The 18,896-nt window shown below is 63.7% G+C and carries 14 protein-coding genes; 7 read left to right on the forward strand and 7 right to left on the reverse strand.

The genetic code is table 11. From position 1 onward, the window contains the following. Nucleotides 1-139 precede the first annotated feature (139 nt). Entirely contained in the window at nt 140-1,345 is a 1,206-nt protein-coding gene (rocD, locus tag GR138_RS26465; protein WP_160862263.1) for an ornithine--oxo-acid transaminase, read from the reverse strand. A 15-nt stretch (nt 1,346-1,360) separates the two neighbouring features. Next, nucleotides 1,361-2,296: an arginase gene (rocF, locus tag GR138_RS26470; protein WP_160862264.1), complete on the reverse strand. Its 936-nt coding sequence runs from the start codon at nt 2,294-2,296 to the stop codon at nt 1,361-1,363. Nucleotides 2,297-2,430: 134 nt separating this feature from the next. Between rocF and GR138_RS26475 the strand changes: the two genes are divergently transcribed. Further along, nucleotides 2,431-2,871, forward strand: a complete 441-nt coding sequence (locus tag GR138_RS26475) for an Lrp/AsnC family transcriptional regulator (RefSeq protein ID WP_160862265.1) — start codon at nt 2,431-2,433, stop codon at nt 2,869-2,871. An 89-nt stretch (nt 2,872-2,960) separates the two neighbouring features. Here GR138_RS26475 and GR138_RS26480 read toward each other — a convergent pair whose 3' ends face one another. The 3 genes from GR138_RS26480 to GR138_RS26490 all read right to left on the reverse strand — a co-directional run bounded on the left by GR138_RS26480 (nt 2,961) and on the right by GR138_RS26490 (nt 9,689). Then, nucleotides 2,961-7,133 carry a translocation/assembly module TamB domain-containing protein gene (locus tag GR138_RS26480; RefSeq protein WP_160862266.1) on the reverse strand — a complete coding sequence of 1,391 codons (4,173 nt, stop codon included), beginning with the start codon at nt 7,131-7,133 and terminating at the stop codon, nt 2,961-2,963. 104 nt (nt 7,134-7,237) lie between these two features. Continuing rightward, a complete protein-coding gene (locus tag GR138_RS26485; RefSeq protein WP_160862267.1) occupies nt 7,238-9,160 on the reverse strand; it encodes an autotransporter assembly complex protein TamA in 1,923 nt (640 codons plus the stop codon). A 265-nt stretch (nt 9,161-9,425) separates the two neighbouring features. Then, nucleotides 9,426-9,689, reverse strand: coding sequence for a YMGG-like glycine zipper-containing protein (locus GR138_RS26490; protein WP_064331830.1), 264 nt, complete (start codon nt 9,687-9,689; stop codon nt 9,426-9,428). A gap of 465 nt (nt 9,690-10,154) precedes the next feature. Here GR138_RS26490 and GR138_RS26495 point away from each other — a divergent pair, with 465 nt between their 5' ends. From GR138_RS26495 to hemA, 4 genes are all read left to right on the forward strand, one after another. Beyond that, nucleotides 10,155-10,646 (forward strand): (2Fe-2S)-binding protein, encoded by a 492-nt coding sequence (locus tag GR138_RS26495; RefSeq protein WP_160862268.1) that lies wholly within the window; start codon nt 10,155-10,157, stop codon nt 10,644-10,646. 94 nt (nt 10,647-10,740) lie between these two features. Beyond that, a complete protein-coding gene (locus GR138_RS26500) occupies nt 10,741-13,092 on the forward strand; it encodes a xanthine dehydrogenase family protein molybdopterin-binding subunit (protein ID WP_160862269.1) in 2,352 nt (783 codons plus the stop codon). Between the two features lie 11 nt (nt 13,093-13,103). Continuing rightward, nucleotides 13,104-13,901: an FAD binding domain-containing protein gene (locus GR138_RS26505; protein ID WP_160862270.1), complete on the forward strand. Its 798-nt coding sequence runs from the start codon at nt 13,104-13,106 to the stop codon at nt 13,899-13,901. A 244-nt stretch (nt 13,902-14,145) separates the two neighbouring features. Then, nucleotides 14,146-15,360 (forward strand): 5-aminolevulinate synthase, encoded by a 1,215-nt coding sequence (gene hemA / locus GR138_RS26510; RefSeq protein WP_160862271.1) that lies wholly within the window; start codon nt 14,146-14,148, stop codon nt 15,358-15,360. 17 nt (nt 15,361-15,377) lie between these two features. On the opposite strand, the gene dxr is transcribed toward hemA, so the two are convergent. Beyond that, a complete protein-coding gene (dxr, locus tag GR138_RS26515) occupies nt 15,378-16,553 on the reverse strand; it encodes a 1-deoxy-D-xylulose-5-phosphate reductoisomerase (protein ID WP_160862272.1) in 1,176 nt (391 codons plus the stop codon). 189 nt (nt 16,554-16,742) lie between these two features. Here dxr and GR138_RS30710 point away from each other — a divergent pair, with 189 nt between their 5' ends. Both GR138_RS30710 and GR138_RS26525 read left to right on the forward strand, forming a co-directional pair. Then, nucleotides 16,743-17,459: an META domain-containing protein gene (locus GR138_RS30710; protein WP_160862273.1), complete on the forward strand. Its 717-nt coding sequence runs from the start codon at nt 16,743-16,745 to the stop codon at nt 17,457-17,459. A 24-nt stretch (nt 17,460-17,483) separates the two neighbouring features. Continuing rightward, nucleotides 17,484-17,864 carry a CAP-Gly domain protein gene (locus GR138_RS26525; RefSeq protein ID WP_160862274.1) on the forward strand — a complete coding sequence of 127 codons (381 nt, stop codon included), beginning with the start codon at nt 17,484-17,486 and terminating at the stop codon, nt 17,862-17,864. Nucleotides 17,865-17,885: 21 nt separating this feature from the next. Here GR138_RS26525 and GR138_RS26530 read toward each other — a convergent pair whose 3' ends face one another. Next, the gene (locus GR138_RS26530) at nt 17,886-18,800 is read right to left on the reverse strand and encodes a LysR substrate-binding domain-containing protein (protein ID WP_160862275.1); all 915 of its coding nucleotides are present in this window, start codon (nt 18,798-18,800) and stop codon (nt 17,886-17,888) included. Nucleotides 18,801-18,896 lie beyond the last annotated feature (96 nt).

The following is an 18,896-nucleotide window of genomic DNA, read 5'->3' on the forward strand; positions in this document are numbered from 1 at the left end:
TTCCAGGTTGGTCTACGTCGTGATGCGATCCTATGCACGCCCTGGTTAAAATCTCTCAAACGCCCGAACGATTGTTGCGCCCCGAACGAAAGAAGGCTCCGCATCACCGCGGAGCCCCCCAATCAACCTCTGCAAACCGTCAGGTCCGCAGAACGGCCTCGAACTGCTCGAGTGCCCAATCCACCTGGTCGCCGGTGATGACGAGCGGCGGCGCGATGCGGATCGTATCGCCATGGGTATCCTTGGCGAGGATTCCGCGTTCCTTCAGCGCCTCGCAATACTTGCGTGCGCCGCCGGCGGCCGGATCCAGTTCCACGGCCAGCATCAGGCCACGCCCGCGCACGTCCGTGATGATGTTGGAGCGGATGGCCTTAAGGCCATCCTGGAAACGGTTCCCCATACGCTCCGAGTTGCCGATCATGTCTTCCTCGACCAGCACCTTCAGCGCCGCCCGCGCGATGGCGCAGGCAAGCGGGTTGCCGCCGAAGGTCGAGCCGTGCTGGCCGGGCTTCAGCACGCCCAGCACTTCGCTGTTCGAAAGCACCGCCGAGACCGGGTAGAAGCCGCCAGACAGCGCCTTGCCGACCAGCGTCACATCGGCCTCAATACCCTCATGTTCTTCGGCAAGCAACTTTCCCGTGCGGCCGAGGCCGGTCTGGATCTCATCGAGGATCAGCGTGATGCCATGTCGGGTGCAGAGGTCGCGTACCGACGAGAAATAGCCGGCCGGCGGGATCATCACGCCCGCCTCGCCCTGGATCGGCTCGATCAGGAAGGCGACGGTGTTCTCGTTGATCGCTGCGCGGAAAGCCTCGATATCGCCGAAGGGCACATGGCGGAAGCCCGGCGCGAAGGGACCGAAGCCGGTACGCGCATCCGGATCCGTCGAGAAGCCGACGATGCCCATGGTGCGGCCGTGGAAATTGTTGGCGCAGACGATGATCTCGGCCTGGCCTTCCGGCACGCCCTTCACCTCATAGCCCCACTTGCGCACGGCCTTGACCGCAGTCTCGACCGCCTCGGCGCCGGAATTCATCGGCAGCACCTTATGCGAGCCGGTCAGCGCCGCGATTTCCTCGTAGAAATGTGCGAGCTGGTCGTTGCGGAAGGCACGCGAGGTGAGCGTCAGCTTTTGCGCCTGCTCCACCATCGCCGCAAGGATCTTCGGGTGGCAATGCCCCTGGTTGACCGCCGAATAGGCCGAAAGGCAGTCCAGATAGCGGTTGCCATCGATATCCCAGACATGGACGCCCTCGCCACGCGACAGCACCACGTCGAGCGGCTTGTAGTTATGGGCACCAAGGCGGTATTCGGTTTCGATCAGGCTTGCAGTCGACGGCGTCATAAAGTCCTCCGGGGTTCAGGCGCTGCGGGTCGGCCGATCAAGAATGCGGCGCCCGAAAAGGCTTGCGGTCAGCTCGACGAGAATGCGGGCGCTCTTGCCGCGGTCATCGAGGAAGGGGTTCAGCTCGACCACGTCGAGCGAGGAAACGAGGCCGCTGTCGCAGAGCATCTCCATGATGAGATGAGCCTCGCGGAACGTCGCGCCGCCTGGAACGGTCGTGCCGACGCCGGGCGCCAGTTCCGGATCAAGGAAATCGACGTCGAGGCTGACATGTAGCAGGCCGTTCGCCGCTTTGATGCGCGCAATGATGTCGTGCATGATATGCGCCATGCCGATCTCGTCGATCGAGCGCATGTCGTAGACATTGACGCCATGCTCGGCGATCTCTTCGCGCTCACGCGCATCGACGGAGCGGATGCCGACCTGGAAGACGTTCTTCGGGTCGACCATCGGGCGACCGGCTTCGAGGATCGGCGCGAATTCGGCCTCGCCGCAGAAGAACGCGACGGGCATGCCATGCATATTTCCGGATGGTGACGTGGCCGGTGAATTGAAATCCGCATGAGCATCGAGCCAGAGCACGAAGAGCGGGCGGCCCTGATCGGCCGCATGCCGCGCCATCCCGGAGACGGAGCCCATCGAAAGCGCATGATCACCGCCCAGCACCAGCGGAAATTTGCCACCCCGGGCCGCATCATAGACGGCCGTATCCAGGGCGCGCGTGAAGGCTGCGACGACCTGCAGGTTGTTGGCTTTCGGGTGGTTGGCAAGATCGCGCGCCGGCAAGGGGCGCAGATCCCCCTCGTCCGTCACGGTGTGGCCGAGGTCCGCCAGGGTCGTATCGATCCCGGCGATGCGCAGCGCCGTCGGCCCCATGGCCGCGCCACGGCGGCCGGAGCCTTCTTCGAGAGGTGCGCCGATCAGCGCGATATGCTTGTCATTGTCAGCCATGGTTTCCCCGCAGATGCGTGAGCGCCGGTTATCCGGTTTTGGCCGATTATTGCCGTTCTCCTTGTTGGCAAAAAGATGAAAAACTGACAGATAGGCGGCTGAGTTCAGCAATTTGCCAAGCACTGGGCGACACAATGGTAAGTCTCGACGACCTCGACCACGCATTGATCGGCGCTCTGCGCCACAATGCCCGCACCCCTGTCTCCTCACTCGCCGCGATGACGGGCGCTTCACGCGCGACGGTGGCGGCTCGGATCGACCGGCTGGTCGCCTCCGGCACAATTGCCGCCTTCACCATCAAGACGGGCGCGGAACTGACGGGCAGTGGCGTGCGGGCCATCGTGATGATCGAAGTGCACGGCAAGATGGCCGACCGGGTGGCCGTGCAGTTGCGTGGCCTGCCGCAGGTGCGCGCCCTTCACTCCACCAACGGCCGCTGGGACTTCATCGCCGAACTGGAAGACCGCGACCTCGGCACGTTCGACGAGACGCTGCACCGCATCCGCCTCATCGATGGCATCACCGTCACCGAGACGAATATCTTGCTGAAGACGACGAAGAACGCGCTGACATAGGCGAACACCCCGACTCAGCTTATCTCACCCTCGGATCAATTCCGCCGATGGTGGCAGTGGGTGAGTCGACCTGCACGTGCAGGAAAAGCTCAGTATTCCTTCTCATAGAAGATACCCGCACCGGCACTGCCGCCGCTGCCGGCTTCGCCGCGCAGCTTGAGGCCGCGGCCGACATCGAGGTTGATCACCGCCTTCGCGCCGTTCGTCTCCGGGTCCTGCTTCAACTCGATATAGGTCCGCTCGTTGAGGTACTTGCCGGCCGAAACAGCCGCCCGCCCTTCCGCATCGGTCGTGATGTCGAGATCGTCGACGCCGAGCTTGCTGCGCAGGCTGTCGAGCAGGCCGGTGGACTTGCCGCCGGCAAGCTGGCTGGCAGCCGAGGCGAGCTGGGCGATCTGTACCGCCGAAAGGTTCGACATCGACCGGTTGAAGATGAGCTGCGCCAGAATTTCGTCCTGCGGCAGAGAGGGCGAGGAGGCGAAGGTGACGGTCGGGTTGCTCGCCACACCTGCCACCGTCACGGTGATTTCCGTCGTGCCGGCAGAACTGCCCGCAACGAGGTTCACCGTCGGCACGAGACCGCCGGCAAAGCCGATATGCGCGGTGGTGAAATCGAGGCGGCGCGTCAGGATCTCCATGCGCCCACGTTCCAGCTCGAAACCGCCAGACACGACTGGCGACGAGGATGTGCCCGTTATCTTCAGGCTCCCGCCCATTTCCGCATTGATGCCGCGGCCGCGCACGAAGAGCTGCCCCGGCGCGTCGATGGTCAGATCGAGCGCGATGCCACGCGAGGCGCCACCGCCACCGCCCTGATCGCGCTGGACGTCCGCGGTCATGCGCTTGACGTCGACCGGCGCATTGCGGTGCTTGATGTCGATCTCGGAGAGCGAGGCCGGCAATTTTTGCGGAATGGTGATGTTCGCTTTGTTGATGCGCACCTTGCCGCCGAGTGCCAGCGCGGCCACGGGTCCCTTCAGCGTCAGATCGCCGGCGACATTCGCCGTCACCAGCGTGCCGTCGACATAGGTGATGTCACCGAGCTTGATCGCCACGTCGACCGGGAAGCCGCTTGCCGGATCGATACCGACGCGGCCGCTGGCCGAAAGCTGGCCGCCGCTCGCAAGCTTGCCGGAGACGGTTTCGATCACCGCCTGCCGCCCGTCCATGGTGACGCGGATCGTCAGGTTTTCCACCGCGAGGTTACGGCGCACATCGACGAGACGGGCACCGCCCGCCGTGATGCTGCCGGTGACGGAAGGCGCTGCCGCCGTGCCGCCGATGGAGACATCGACATTGGCATTGCCGGTCAGAACGAACCCCTGCGCGGACAGTTGCCCCTGCAGCAGGCCGAACGGCACCGTGCCATTGAATTTGAGCCCGAGCGGCGTTGCTCCACCGATGCCGACCGTGCCGCCGCCGCGGAAGGACAGGCCGCCACCGCCCGAAAGCACCGTGTCGAGCCGCACCTGGTTGTTGGCGAATTCGCCCTTGGCATTGATGGTGAGTGCGCCGATCCCTGCACCACGCGTCTGGCTGGTGACGGCGCCGTCCCAATCCAGCGCATAGTTGACGACCGGTGCCGCTGCCTTGCCCTTGACCGTCACGGTACCGCCGATCGAACCGTCCGCCCCGAGGCCTGCCGCGAAATTGTTGACGAGGGCCGCCGGCAAAGCATTGAGCCGCAGCGACAGATCGAGTGTCTCGCCCGCGCGGCCGGAGATGGCCACCGAACCGCGGCCCGCCTGGATGGTCAGCGCGTCGAGCGCCGCAACACCATTGGTGACTTTGATCGTCGTCGGCTTGGCAAGCTTCAAGGCAATACGCCGCGGTGCGGCCTCGACCGTCTGCAAGGCGATATCAAGGCCACCGTCACGCTGGAGAACCTTGCCCTTCGTCACCAGCGGCGCGCCATCGAGCCGGCCGGTCAGATCAAAATTGGTCGCCTGCCCTTCGCGCGAAAAATCGAGGCGCAGCGCTTCAATTCGATTTTCACCCGAGGCGACGCGTTCGGCGCGCACCGAACCGGTGATCGCGGCGGTGGCAAGATCGGCGACCGCAAGGTCGACTGACGGCTTGGTGATGCTCACCGCATCGCGCCGGATGGCGGAACCCGCGGCCTGTACGGTGGCCGAGGTCTTGCCGTTCGTCGTCGCGATCTCCACCAGACCGGAAAGATCGCCGGCCGCCTGCTGGCCGGCCATCGCCGCGAGCAGGCCGAGATCGGGGAAGTCAAAGCGGATCGTTCCGTCCGGCATGAAGTTCTGCGCAAGCGCCAGAGAGCCCTTCAGCGTGTTCGGACCGATCTCCGCCTCAAGAACAGGCACGGAAATGCGCCCGCCCTCGGAGGTGATGCTGGAACGCACATTGATCGGCTGGCCGTCGAGCGCGCCCGTCGCCGTCAACTCCCCGGAGGGACTGTCCGCGACAGCCTTGCCGGTCAGCGTCACCACGAGGTCACTCAGGGTGCGGCCGGACAGCGTGGCACCGCTCGACGTGACCTTGGCCGAAACGTCGAGCCCCTGCACGGGGCCGGTGGCGGAAAGTTCGAAGGCCGCTTCGCCTGCGGCATCGGCAAGCAGCTTGCCGAGGTTCAGCACCTTGCCGGTCAAGGCCGCGTCGAGATTGCCGTTGCCGAGCGACACGGAGCCTGCCGTTTCCAGCGTGCCGGACTTGACCTGAAGACCGGAGACCTCAACCGCGCCATCGCCCGCCAGTTGAACCCGCCCTTCCATCGCGATCGTCGTGTCGAACTTGCCGGACAGCGCCGGCGGCAACACGGCGGGCATCGCAAAGAGGCGGAAGTTGACGTCCGCCTCGCGGCTCTCGATGCCGTAACGGCCGGACAGCGTGCCGCCGATGCTGGCGCTTTCAAGCGTCGCGGGATCGAAGGCGATCTCGCCAGGCGAGACGTTCAGCGTGGTCACGAGCTTCACGGGACCCTTCACCATGCGATCGACATCGGCATTGGCAAAGGTCGTCGTGCCGGTTTCCAGCGTCGCATCGATGCGGCCTGACTGGCTTGCCACATTGAAGGCGTCGCTCGTTGCCGAAAGCCGGATGTTATCAATCCGGCCGGCCGGCAGTTCCGCCGAAACCACGGTCGCGTTCGCCTCCAGCGCCGCGGCTGTCGCCTCGCCCTTCAGCGAAATATCGGCGCCCTCGATCAGCACCCGGGCATCGCCCTCGGCAAGCGGCCAGCGAAAATCGATCGGGCCATCCTTGCCGGCAAGCTTGACGTCGAGATCGTTCGCGCCCTTGGCGCTGACCGTACCCGAAGCGCCGAGCGTCAGAGCCCCTGTCGCAATCGACCCCTTTTCGATCCGCAGCATGTCCGACCCGTCGAAGGCCGCGACGACGTCGATACCGGTGTTGCCGGCAAACAGCGGGCGCAGCTGCGGCGGCATCAGGGCGTCAAACGTCCCGCCGCCGTTCAGCGCGACCGTGTGCAGGCCCTCGGCCGAAAGATCGTGGCGACCATCGACCCGCAGCATTTCCGTGCCGTCGAGCGATGCGGAAAGACGCCCGGTCCACTGCGACAGCGGACCGTCCCCCGTCAGGCGGATGCCCACGGCCGGGTCGTTCGGCAGCTTGAGCAGCGCGGCCAGTAGGCCGCCCTTCGGCTCGGCGACGTCGGCTTCGAGCCGCAGCACATTGTCCGCCGGGTTGAACACGATGTCCGCAGCGACCCGCGCATCCGGCCGCGCCGTTTCCGATGCGGAGAGTTTGACCGCGACGCTGTCGGCCGTCGCATTCCCGCTGCCTGTAACGACGAGGCGCTGGTCCTTTTTGGCGACCGCGGCGGAAACGAACAGTTCGGGCACTTCCAGCCTGCCGATATGCACTTCGACCGGAAGGGTGAAGGGCGCATCGGATTTTTCAGCGCCGGCCTTCGGCTCCGGCAGGCGCAACAGGGAAATGGACGAGGCAGAAACACGGCTGGCGTCGAAGCTGAAGAACAAAAGCTGGAGCGGCGACCAATCGACGGCGAGGTCGCGGATCTCTGCATAGGTGCCCTTGTCGTCGCCGACGGTAATCGTGCCGGCCCGCAGCTTGCCTGTCAGCAGCCCGGATGGTTCGCTGATCGAAATGACCTGCCCGCTCGCCGCCGCGATCTTCTCCGCATAGGACACGGCAAATCGCGCGCCGGCATCGGTAAAACCGACAAAACCGATGAGCGCGACAAGAACAACCAGAAGAAGGGCCAGGCCATAGCCGATATAGCGGAGCGTGGCGCGGAGAATTCGGGACAGCCTGTTCATGCTTCATCCATTTCGCGTGTGGGGAGCGCTGGGAGTCGCTCCTCAACGTCTTGAATCCGAATCGTGCAGCCGATCAAGAGTCTAGACGAAAATTGCGGCCGCAGTCAGAAGGACTGGCCAATACCGGCATAGATCCCGAAGGAGGTTCCGCCGGGATATTTGTTCAGCGGCACCGCCACGTCGAGCCTGAGCGGGCCGAACGGCGTCGCGTAACGCAGGCCGACGCCAGCGCCCGCCCGAATGTCGTTGAAGTCAGGCACTTCGTCCGTCGAAACCGTACCGACGTCGATGAAAGGCACGACGCCGATCGTCTCGGTCACTCCGATGCGCACTTCGGCCGAGGCCGCCACATAGGAGCGCCCGCCGAGCAGCTCGTCCTTGCCGTTGCGCGGCGAAATTTCCTGATAGCCATAGCCGCGGACCGTGCCGCCGCCGCCGAGGAAGAAGCGCCGCGTCGCCGGGATGTCGGAAAGCTTGTCGCCGCCAATGATCGTGCCCCCGGCAACTTTGCCGGCCAGCACGACGCGATCTTCCGCACCCAGCGCTTGATAGCCGGTAATGGCCCCTTCGAAGCTGGAGAAGAAGGTGCCGCGATAGGTCTCGTAGCTTGGCTTCGCATTGATCAGCAGGCGGTAGCCCTCGGTCGGATTGAGCTTGTCGTCACGCGTATCGCGCACATACTCGATCGGGATGCTGGCTGTCAGGTACTTGTTCTTGCCGAAGGCGTCTTCGACGTCGCTCCACATCAGTTCACCGCCGGCACTCACGGTATCCCTGTCGGACAGTTCGACGGCGACGCCCGCGGCAGCCGTGGTCGTGAATGCCTTGTAGGCATCGGGATCGACGATGGACGCCTTGAGGCTCGCATTGAACGTCGAGGCGGGGCCGAAAGCGCCGGGCTTGGAAAACAGAATGGCCGTCGAATAATCGAGGTTGCCCAGATCGGACTCGCCGATCCGGTTGACCGATCCTTCGAGGCGCAGCGACTCGGCTTCGCCAAACAGGTTGCGGTGGCCCCAATAGCCCTGCAGGCCGATCCCGTCCGTGTTCGAATATTGCGCACCGACACCGAAATAGCGGTGTTTGCCTTCCGAAACCTCGATGGTCATCGGCAGCGAACCGTCCGGCGCGAGCTTGTCGGCCTCGCGGATAGTCACGCTGGAGAAGACGCCGAGCGTACGCAGCCGCTCCGCCGCCTTGTTGAGCGCTTCCGGCGAATAGGGCTGCCCGGCATTGATACGCGAATAGCGTTGCACGAAATTCGCATCGACGGTCTTGGTGCCGGTGACACCAACCTCGCCGACAGGCGCGATCGGCCCGCCTTCGGCGGCAATGACGACATCCACGGTCTGCGTCTTGTGATCCGCCGTGGCATTGCGTTCGATAAGCTTGGCAAGCGGCCGTCCCTCGGCCTTGAGGTCCACGACGACCTGTTCGCCGGCTTTCAGGATAAGGGTGGAATCCGCACGCGCACCCGGCACCAGGCCGTAATCCGCCGGGTTGCGCCCTTCGGCATCGCCGGAAAACGCCACGTCGCCAAAGGTGAAGACCGGACCAGGCTCAACGCTGATCGACACGGGGATCGAACCGCGCCGCCCGAATTCCGGGCTCGGCGGCAGGGAATCGAGATCCTGTCCGTCGATGGTGACATTCACCACGCCGCCATAACGCGCGTTTTCGTAGAGCGCCGCCAGGATGCGGTCGCGGTCGTCGCGCGCCTTGATGACAAGGCCGAGATCGCCGGACACCGGTGTGCCCTCGTCCTGCTTGAGTCGCGCGGTGTTCTCGATCGCCTCCTTGAGGTCGTCGTCATCGGTGCCCGGATTGAGCGTCAGCGTGTAATTGACCGGATCGATGACAGCGGTCGTCTCTTCCTCTTTCTCGAAGAACTTCATGCCGAAGATCTCGAAAGCGGATGCCGACGTCACGGATACCGGGCCGAGCGCAAGCGCTGCAGCGACCGCGAGGGCGGTGCCAGCTCTCAGAAACGCAAAACTCTTTTCCGGCCGGTTCACTTTATCCCGCATCCGCAGCTATCCGTCGCCTTTCTCCGTAAGGTGCGGTGCTCACGGCGGACCGAACAGCTTCCGTCACAGACTTCAGGCGCCCTGGTTCATCCAGAGCTTTCAGGCAGGAAAAGACCCTAACGTGTTAGGTTTTCCGTAATGTTAACGGCGGTTTTACACGGCCGGGAACGAGATTTGAAGCGCTGATCGGGATTTTCTGCCCGCATTCAAAAGCAAAAGCCCCGGATCATATCCGGGGCTTCGCATAGGTTGCATGGATCGGGTATCAGTAACCCGACGGGCAACGGTCGATATAGCGACGGCCGTAGCGGTCACGGTAGTAGCACTGGCCGGGCTGCTCGGAGACGCTGCCGATGACAGCGCCGGAGACGCCGCCGATGGCAGCACCCACAGCCGCGCCACGAACGTTACCGGTGACCGCGCCACCGATGATCGCACCGGAGACGGCGCCGATACCCGCACCCTTTTCCGTCTGCGTGCAGCTGGCCACGGCCAGGCCGACCAGAACGAGCGCAATGACTTTTTTCATGAAGATGTTCTCCAAAGTTGAGCGGCGGCCGCGTTTTCCGGGGTCCGCACTATCCCCTTCTACTCCGATAACATACCGCGGCCGTCGTCGACGGTCAGGTCTGTCCGACATCGAAAATATAGCCGGAAATGGGGAAGTCCATGGCATACAACTATTTTTTTATTGGCCGAATAAATATCGTTTCCGTTTCGTTTGCTTAACCCCGCCGATACCGGTCACGAGAAATTTCGCGCCAGCCTGAAAGTACCGGTTGATCGGCGTGGCAAAACGTCAAATGATATGACTGTTGAGGTTGCGCCGGCGGTGGAGGAACTGTCGCCGCAACACTCGTTGCCGGAATGCAATGCACGCGAATTGAGAATGCTGGTGTCGCCTGATCCCCAGCCCGCGTCGTGAAGGCGCCCGCTGCATACGACCTTCGGATCGATCGACCCCAGCGGGCAATGAACCGCCAGGGAGGAACGAATGGCGAAAGTGGCAATGACCGTCAATGGCCGGAAGGTGAGCAAGGAGTGCGAGGACCGCACGCTGCTTGTCCACTTCATCCGCGACAATCTAAGCCTTACCGGAACCCATATCGGCTGCGATACCTCCCAATGCGGGGCCTGTGTCGTGCATATGGATGGCAAAGCCGTGAAAAGCTGTTCCATCCTCGCGGCCCAGGCCGCGGGGTCCGAGATCCTCACCATAGAAGGCTTGGCTGCGAACGGCGAGCTTCACCCCGTCCAGGCCGCCTTCAAGGCCCATCACGGCCTGCAATGCGGCTTCTGTACGCCCGGCATGGTGATGACCGCGATCGATATGATCAACCGCCATGGTGCGGAGCTCGACGAGAAGACAGTGCGCGACAACCTCGAGGGCAATATCTGTCGATGCACCGGCTACCATAACATCGTGAAAGCCATTCTTGCCGCCGCCCAGGAAATGGGTGCGGCGGGCCGGCAGGCTGCAGAATAAGGCATTGGGCAATAGGCAGGAGCCAATAGGGCGGCCATGACCCTAATTCCTATTGGCGAACGCCTACTGCCTCCATTCTCTGGAGGAGATCAAGATGGGTGTCGAAGGCATCGGCGCGCGCGTCGCGCGAAAGGAAGACAAACGGTTTCTCATGGGCCAGGGCCGGTATACGGACGACATGTCCGTGCCGGGCATGCGCTATGCCGCATTCGTGCGCTCGCCGCACGCCCATGCGAAGATCAAGAGCATCGATACGTCCGCGGCGGAGGATATGCCCGGCGTGGTCGCCGTGCTCAATGGCAAGCAGATGCTGGACGACGGCATCGGCAACCTGATCTGCGGCTGGATGATCCACTCCAAGGACGGTTCGCCGATGAAGATGGGCGCCTGGCGGCCGATCGCACACGAGACCGTGCGTTATGTCGGTGACGCCGTCGCCGTGGTGGTGGCCGACACGCTGGGCGAGGCGCGCGACGCCGCCGAAGCCGTCGTCGTCGACTACGACGTGCTGCCCGCCGTCACCAGCGCGGTGAAAGCGCTCGAAGCCGGCCAGCCGCAACTGCATCCCGAGGCACCCGGCAACCTGATCTACGACTGGCAGATCGGCGATGCCGACGCGACCGATGCGGCGATTGCCGCAGCCGCCCATGTCACCGAGATGACGATCGTCAACAACCGACTGGCGCCCAACCCGATGGAGCCGCGCGCGGCGCTCGGCATCTACGATTCCGCCGAAGACCACTATACCTGCTACACGACGAGCCAGAACCCGCATGTCGCCCGCCTCGTCATGAGCGCATTCTACAATGTGGCGCCGGAAAACAAGCTGCGCGTCATCGCCCCGGATGTCGGCGGCGGCTTCGGCTCGAAAATCTTCATCTATCCAGAGGAAATCGTCTGTCTCTGGGCCTCGAAACGTTCAGGCGTTCCGGTGAAATGGACCAGCGACCGGACCGAAGCGTTTTTGACCGATGCGCACGGTCGCGATCACGTTTCGACGGTCAAGATGGCCTTCGACGCCAACAACCGTATCACCGCCCTGAAGGTCGACACGATCGCCAATTTCGGCGCCTACATGTCGCTCTTCTCCTCCTCGGTGCCGACCTATCTCTATGCCACGCTGCTGTCCGGCCAGTACAACATCCCGGCGATCCACGCCAATGTGCGCGCGGTCTATACCAATACCGCCACGGTGGACGCCTATCGCGGCGCCGGGCGACCGGAAGCGACCTATCTGGTGGAGCGCACGGTGGAGACGGCAGCACGCGAACTCGGCGTCTCTCCGGCAGAACTCCGCCGCTCCAACTTCATCCGCTCCTTCCCGCATCAGACACCGGTGATCATGAACTATGACGCCGGCGACTACGAAGCCTCGCTGGAGGCGGCGATGAAGGCTGCCGACTGGAACGGTTTCCCGGCCCGCAAGGCGGAAGCCGCAAACCGCGGCATGAAGCGCGGCATCGGCATGAGCTGCTACATCGAAGCCTGCGGCATTGCGCCGTCGGCGGCGGTCGGTTCGCTCGGCGCCGGCGTCGGTCTCTGGGAATCGGCGGAGGTGCGCGTCAATGCCGTCGGCACGATCGAAGTCCTGACCGGCTCGCACAGCCACGGCCAGGGCCATGAGACGACCTTTGCCCAGCTCGTCGCCGAACGTTTCGGCGTGCCGATCGACAGCGTCTCTATCGTGCATGGTGACACCGACAAGGTGCAGATGGGCATGGGCACCTACGGCTCGCGCTCCGGCGCCGTCGGCATGTCGGCCATCGTCAAGGCGCTCGACAAGGTGGAGGCCAAGGCGAAGAAGATCGCAGCCCACCTGATGGAGGCCGACGAGAGCGACATCGTCATCGAAAACGGCGCCCTGAAGGTTGCCGGCACAGACAAGACCGTGCCGTGGTTCCAGATGGCACTTGCCGCCTATACCGCACACAACCTGCCCGCCGGCATGGAGCCGGGCCTCAAAGAAGGAGCCTTCTACGATCCGGCCAACTTCACCTTCCCGGCCGGCTGCTACATTGCGGAGGTCGAGGTCGATCCGGAGACCGGCAAGACGAAGATCATCCAGTTCGTCGCCGCCGACGACTTCGGCAACATCATCAACCCGATGATCGTCGAGGGCCAGGTGCATGGCGGCATCGCGCAGGGCATCGGCCAGGCGATGCTGGAAGGCGTGCACTACGATCCGGAAACGGGCCAGCTCCTGACGGCAAGCTACATGGACTACACCATGCCGCGCGCCGACGACCTGCCCTCCTTCAATGTCTCGCACCAGAACACGCCCTGCCCGAACAATCCGCTCGGCATCAAGGGCTGCGGCGAGGCCGGCGCCATCGGCTCTCCACCGGCGCTGATCAACGCCATCACCGATGCCATCGGCAACAACGACCTCTCCATGCCCGCAACGCCCCAGAAGGTCTGGGCGGCGGCGCGTGCTGCGGCCAACTGACGGAGGAAGCCATGTACGCAACGAATTACCATCGCGCGTCCTCGATCGCCGACGCCGTCACGCTGCAGTCCTCGTCGGACGAAGCAAAATACGTCTCCGGCGGCATGACGCTGATCCCGACCATGAAGCAGCGGCTCGCCGCGCCTTCCGACCTCGTCGATCTGCGCCATGTCGGCGAATTGAAGGGCATCTCCGTCAATGGCAGCCGGGTGCGCATCGGTGCCGGCACGACACATGCCGAGGTCGCCACCTCGGCCGAGCTGAAAGCCGCCTGCCCGGCGATCTGCCACCTCGCCTCGCATATCGGCGACCCGCATGTGCGCCATATGGGTACGATCGGCGGCTCGATCGCCAACAACGACCCGGCCGCCGACTACCCCTCCGCCATGCTGGCGCTGGGCGCGACGATCGTCACCAACGCGCGGGAAATCCTCGCAGACGACTTCTTCACCGGCCTCTTCGAGACGGCGCTGGAGGATGGCGAGATCGTCGTGGCGGTCACCTTCGACGCGCCCGCCAAAGCCGGTTACGCCAAGTTCCCGAACCCGGCCTCGCGCTATGCGATGACCGGCGTCTTCGTGGCGAAGGCAAGCGATGGCAGCGCGCGGGTGGCGGTGACCGGTGCCGGCTCCGACGGCGTGTTCCGCCATGCCGGACTGGAGCAGGCGCTTTCCGCCAACTGGTCGGCCGATGCCACCGCAGGCGTGGACGTCGATGCCTCCAACCTGCTCTCCGATATCCACGGCAGCGCGGACTATCGGGCGAACCTCGTGAAGGTCATGGCCAAGCGGGCGGTCGCAGCCGCCTGACTTCCACGAAAAAGCTGAAACTGGTTCGATTAAAAGGGCGGTTGAGGCCGTCCTTTTTTCATGCAGACTTGACATGCATCAACAGGAAATGGCCTTTGGGGGCTTAAGACACTTTGGAATGGTTCAAAGGTGGCGCCGATTTGCCGCAGCGGATACCGTTGCAGCGAAAGGGCGTCGGGTGTAGCCGATTGAACGACCGCCAACGACGATGATGTCCGGGTTTTCGCCGGACAGGAGACTCCGGATGGACTTCGAGACCTACTTCAAGAACGAGCTGGATGGCCTGCATCAGGAAGGCCGCTACCGCGTTTTCGCCGACCTGGAACGCCAGAAGGGCAGCTTCCCGAAGGCGACCCGCTACACGGCGGACGGTCCGAAGGACGTCACGGTCTGGTGCTCGAACGACTATCTCGGCATGGGCCAGCACCCGAAGGTCACCGAGGCGATGAAACTCGCCATCGACCAGTGTGGAGCCGGTGCCGGCGGCACCCGCAACATCTCCGGCACCAATCACCACCATGTGCTGCTCGAGCGCGAACTCGCCGACCTGCACGGCAAGGAATCGGCGCTGCTCTTCACCTCGGGCTATGTTTCCAACTGGGCCGCCCTCGGCACGCTCTGTTCGAAGATCCCCGGCATCATCTGTTTCTCCGATGCCGGCAACCACGCATCGATGATCGAGGGCATCCGCCACTCGAAATGCGAGCGGGTGATCTGGAAACACAATGACCTGAAGGACCTCGAAGCCAAGTTGGCCGCCGCCGATCCCAAGGCGCCGAAAATGATCGCCTTCGAATCGGTCTATTCGATGGATGGTGACATCGCCCCCATCAAGGAGATCTGCGACCTCGCCGACAAGTACGGCGCGATGACCTATCTCGACGAAGTGCATGCCGTCGGCATGTATGGCCCACGCGGCGGCGGCATTGCCGAACGCGAAGGCCTGATGCACCGCCTCACCCTCATCGAGGGCACGCTTGGCAAGGCCTTCGGCGTGATGGGTGGGTATATCGCGGGCTCGGCAGCACTCTGCGATTTCGTCCGCTCCTTTGCCTCCGGCTTCATCTTCACGACCTCGCTGCCGCCGGCGATCGCCGCCGGTGCGTGTGCTGCCATCCGCCACCTCAAGGAAAGCCAGGTCGAACGCTTCGCCCATCAGGAGCGTGTCCGCCGCCTGCGCTCACTGCTCGACCGCAACGGTATCCCGCACATGCCGAACCCGAGCCACATCGTGCCGGTGATGGTGGGCGATGCCGCCAAGTGCAAATGGATCTCGGACCTGCTGCTCGACAATTTCGGCATCTACGTCCAGCCGATCAACTATCCGACCGTGCCGAAGAAGACCGAGCGCCTGCGCATCACGCCGACGCCGCTGCACACCGACGCCGATATCGACCATCTGGTCGGCGCGCTGCATTCGCTCTGGTCGCGCTGCGCTCTGGCTCGTGCCGTCGCCTAAGCGAAGCGAAGCGAGGATTATCCGATAAGCCCGGCGGCCACCCGTCGGGCTTCTTCGTCTGCGGCGAAGACATCGTCCATCGAGGACGCTGGCGGCAGGTGGGTGAGCTTGTCCATCACCTGTTCGGCGATATCGGCCATCGACAGGAAACCGAGGCGCCCGCCGACGAAGGCGTGGAAGGCAACTTCCTCCGCCGCATTCATGATCGCGCCCTGCAACCCGCCACGTTCCAGCGCCGTGCGGGCAAGACGCAGGGCGGGGAACCGATCCTCGTCCGGCGCCTCGAAATCGAGCCGCGACAGTTTGGCGAAATCCAGCCGGTCGACATTGAGTGCCGAGCGCGTCGGATAGGTCAGCGCATAACCGATCGCCGTGCGCATGTCGGGCGCACCGAGCTGCGCGAGCACCGAGCCGTCGACATAGCCGACCATCGAATGGATGATCGACTGCGGATGCACCACCACCTCGATCTGGTCCGGACGCACATCGAACAGGTGCTTCGCCTCGATCATCTCCAGCGCCTTATTGAACATCGAGGCGCTGCCGATCGAGATCTTCAGGCCCATCGACCAGTTGGGATGGGCGCGTGCGATGTCCGCCGTGACGCCTGCCATCTGTTCGCGGCTCCAGGTGCGGAACGGGCCACCGGAGGCTGTCAGCACGATGCGCTCGACGGCATGCCGCTGGTCGTCTTCCAACGCCTGGAAGATCGCGCTGTGTTCGCTGTCGACCGGAATGAGCCGCCCGCCGCCTTGCGCGACAGCCTGCACGAAGAGATCGCCAGCAGAGACCAGGCATTCCTTGTTGGCAAGCGCGATATCCGCTCCACGCTTGGCTGCGGCAAGCGTCGGCGCAAGCCCTGCCGTGCCGACGATCGCCGCCATCACCCAGTCCGCATCGCCGGACGCCGCGTCCAGCAGCGCCGACCGCCCGGCAGCCGCCGCGATGCCGCTCCCGGAAAGCGCGTCCTTCAGATCCGCGTAGCGGCTCTCGTCCGCCGTCACCACCAGGCGCGCACCGCAGTCGCGCGCCTGTGCAGCGAGCAGTTCCACATTGCCGTTTCCCGTCAGCGCCACCACCTCGTAGCGCTCGCGCCCGCCGAGCTGGCGCACCACGTCGAGCGTGCTGGTGCCGATGGAACCTGTCGAGCCGAGAATGGTGATGCGGCGTCTCTGCCGCGCGTCCGGAGCCATGATGTTTTCCGCGATTTTCTTGTTTTCAACAAATGGCTCTACAGGCGAAAGACGCCTGCAACAAGTCATCGAAATGCTGTAAAGCGAAGGCAGGTCCGGTGTTCTGGAACCCGCGACTTGACCTTTTCGCCCGGTCGGCCATAACGTCCCGGCAAAGCGGTCTTCCGCCTGACGCGATTGGAGAAATCTGTGCACCGACGCCTGAGACTATGGACCCTCGCCTGCCTCGCCCTTTGGGCGGCGGCTCCGGCCTATGCCGACGAGCCGGTTCCGGGTGGTCTCGGCGGCACATGGCTTGCCGAGGATATCGGCGGCAACGGCGTGATCGACGATCTGCAGACGACGCTGGAAATCAAGCCGGACGGCTCCTATGGCGGCAATGGCGGCTGCAACACCTATCGCGGCAAGCTGAAGGTGCAGAACGGCAATATCGCCTTTGCCCCGGCCGCCGCGACGCGCAAGATGTGCGCGCCGGCGATCATGGACCAGGAGCAGAAGTTCTTCGATACGCTCGGAACCGTCACCTCCTGGCGGCTCGAAAACGGCATCCTGCACCTGACCGGCAAGGAAGGCGCCCCGGCGATCCGTCTTGCCGCGCTGAAGAACAACACGGACATCGTCATACGCCTGCCGGGACCGGAACAAAGCGTGGCGCGCGAGACGCTGAACTATCAGTGTGACGCCGATCAGCGCATCAGCGTCGAATACATCAATGTCGGCGCCAATTCGCTCGCCGTCCTGCGCATCGCGGAAGAGACGATCATTGCGTCGAACGTGATGGCCGCCTCCGGCGCCAAATATACCGGCGGCCGCTACGAATGGTGGACCAAGGGTGACGAAGCGACGCTCTACGACCTGACCAAGGGCGAGAACGCGCCGGGCGTCAACTGCAAGAAGACCGGCTGAGCCGGCGGCATCGGGGGAAGTCGTATGCCCACCTTCAAGGTCGGACAGAAAGTGGTTTGCATCAACGATCGCTTCAAGAACGTCTCGATCGATCAGGGCATCCGCAAGGGACAGATCTACACCGTCCGCTGGACCGGTCAATACCGCCACTATGTCGACGGCGATTTCTACGGCATCAAGCTGATGGAACTCTATCGCGGCAACGATGACGGTCCGGAAGGCTACGGCGCCACGGACATGCCCTTCCGCGCCACCCGTTTCCGCCCGCTGGTCAGCGACCGCATCCGCAGCATGCTCGGCATGAAGGCGCCCACCCCGAAGGTCGTCGCCAAACCATCGGTCGTGCCGTCGATCAAGACCAAGCCGCGCGTCGTCACGCCCGAGCGCGAGAAGGAAGACGTCTGATCGTCCCCTGCACAACTAGTCTCACGCCGGCAAACCCGGCCTGACGACGTCGGCGGCCGACTGCCGCACCACTTCGGAAATCTGCAAAAGCTGTTCGGCAAGCGGGCTGGTCTTGCGCCAGATCATGCCGATCGTTCTGGACGGTTGCGGGGCATTGAACCTGGCGATCGAAACGGCCGCCGAACGGGTTTCCACCGCCACGGCCATCTCCGGGATCAGGGTGATGCCGATGCCGGCGCCGACCATCTGCACCAGCGTGGACAGCGAACTTCCATCCATCAGTTCCCGCGGACGCTCCGTGTTCACCTTGCAGAAGGACAGCGCCTGCTCGCGAAAGCAGTGCCCCTCCTCCAGCAGCAGCAACCGCATTTCGCTCAGCATGTCGCGATTGGGAACGGGCTTGCCCTCGTCCTTGCCCGGGCGAACGAGCACGAAATCCTCGTTGAACAGCGCCACTTCGGTGAGTGACGGTTCAGACACCGGCAAAGCGACGATTGCGGTGTCGAGGCGTCCCTCGGTCAGTTCCTGGACCAGTTTTGCGGTCTGCGTTTCGCGCACATGGATGTCGAGCCCGTCATAAAGCCGAGTAAGATTGCCGATGATCCGCGGCAGCATATAGGGGGCGACGGTGGGGATGATGCCGATCCGGAGACGCCCCGCCAGCTGGTTCCTGGCCGCCCGAGCCACATCGCCCAGTTCGTCGACCGAACGCAGGATTTCCCGCACGCGCACGAGAAAGGCCTCGCCAAAATTGGTGAGCCGGACCTGGCGCGCGCCGCGCTCGAAGAGGTCGCTGCCTAGTTCCTTTTCCAGTTCCTTGATCTGCGTCGACAGCGCCGGCTGGGAAATCGAGCAGGCGTCGGCCGCCCGTCCAAAATGATTGTGGCGGGCCATCGCTTCAAAATAGCGCAGTTGTCTGAGGGTAAAGTTCATCATAAGCTTATCTTATCGCGCCGATCAATAAATCAAACTTAAATTTATGCCAGCCTTTTGCTAAGTCCCTATGCAAGGAGATGAACCACAGGTCATCGC

This window comes from Shinella kummerowiae, assembly GCF_009827055.1.
GTDB lineage: Bacteria > Pseudomonadota > Alphaproteobacteria > Rhizobiales > Rhizobiaceae > Shinella > Shinella kummerowiae.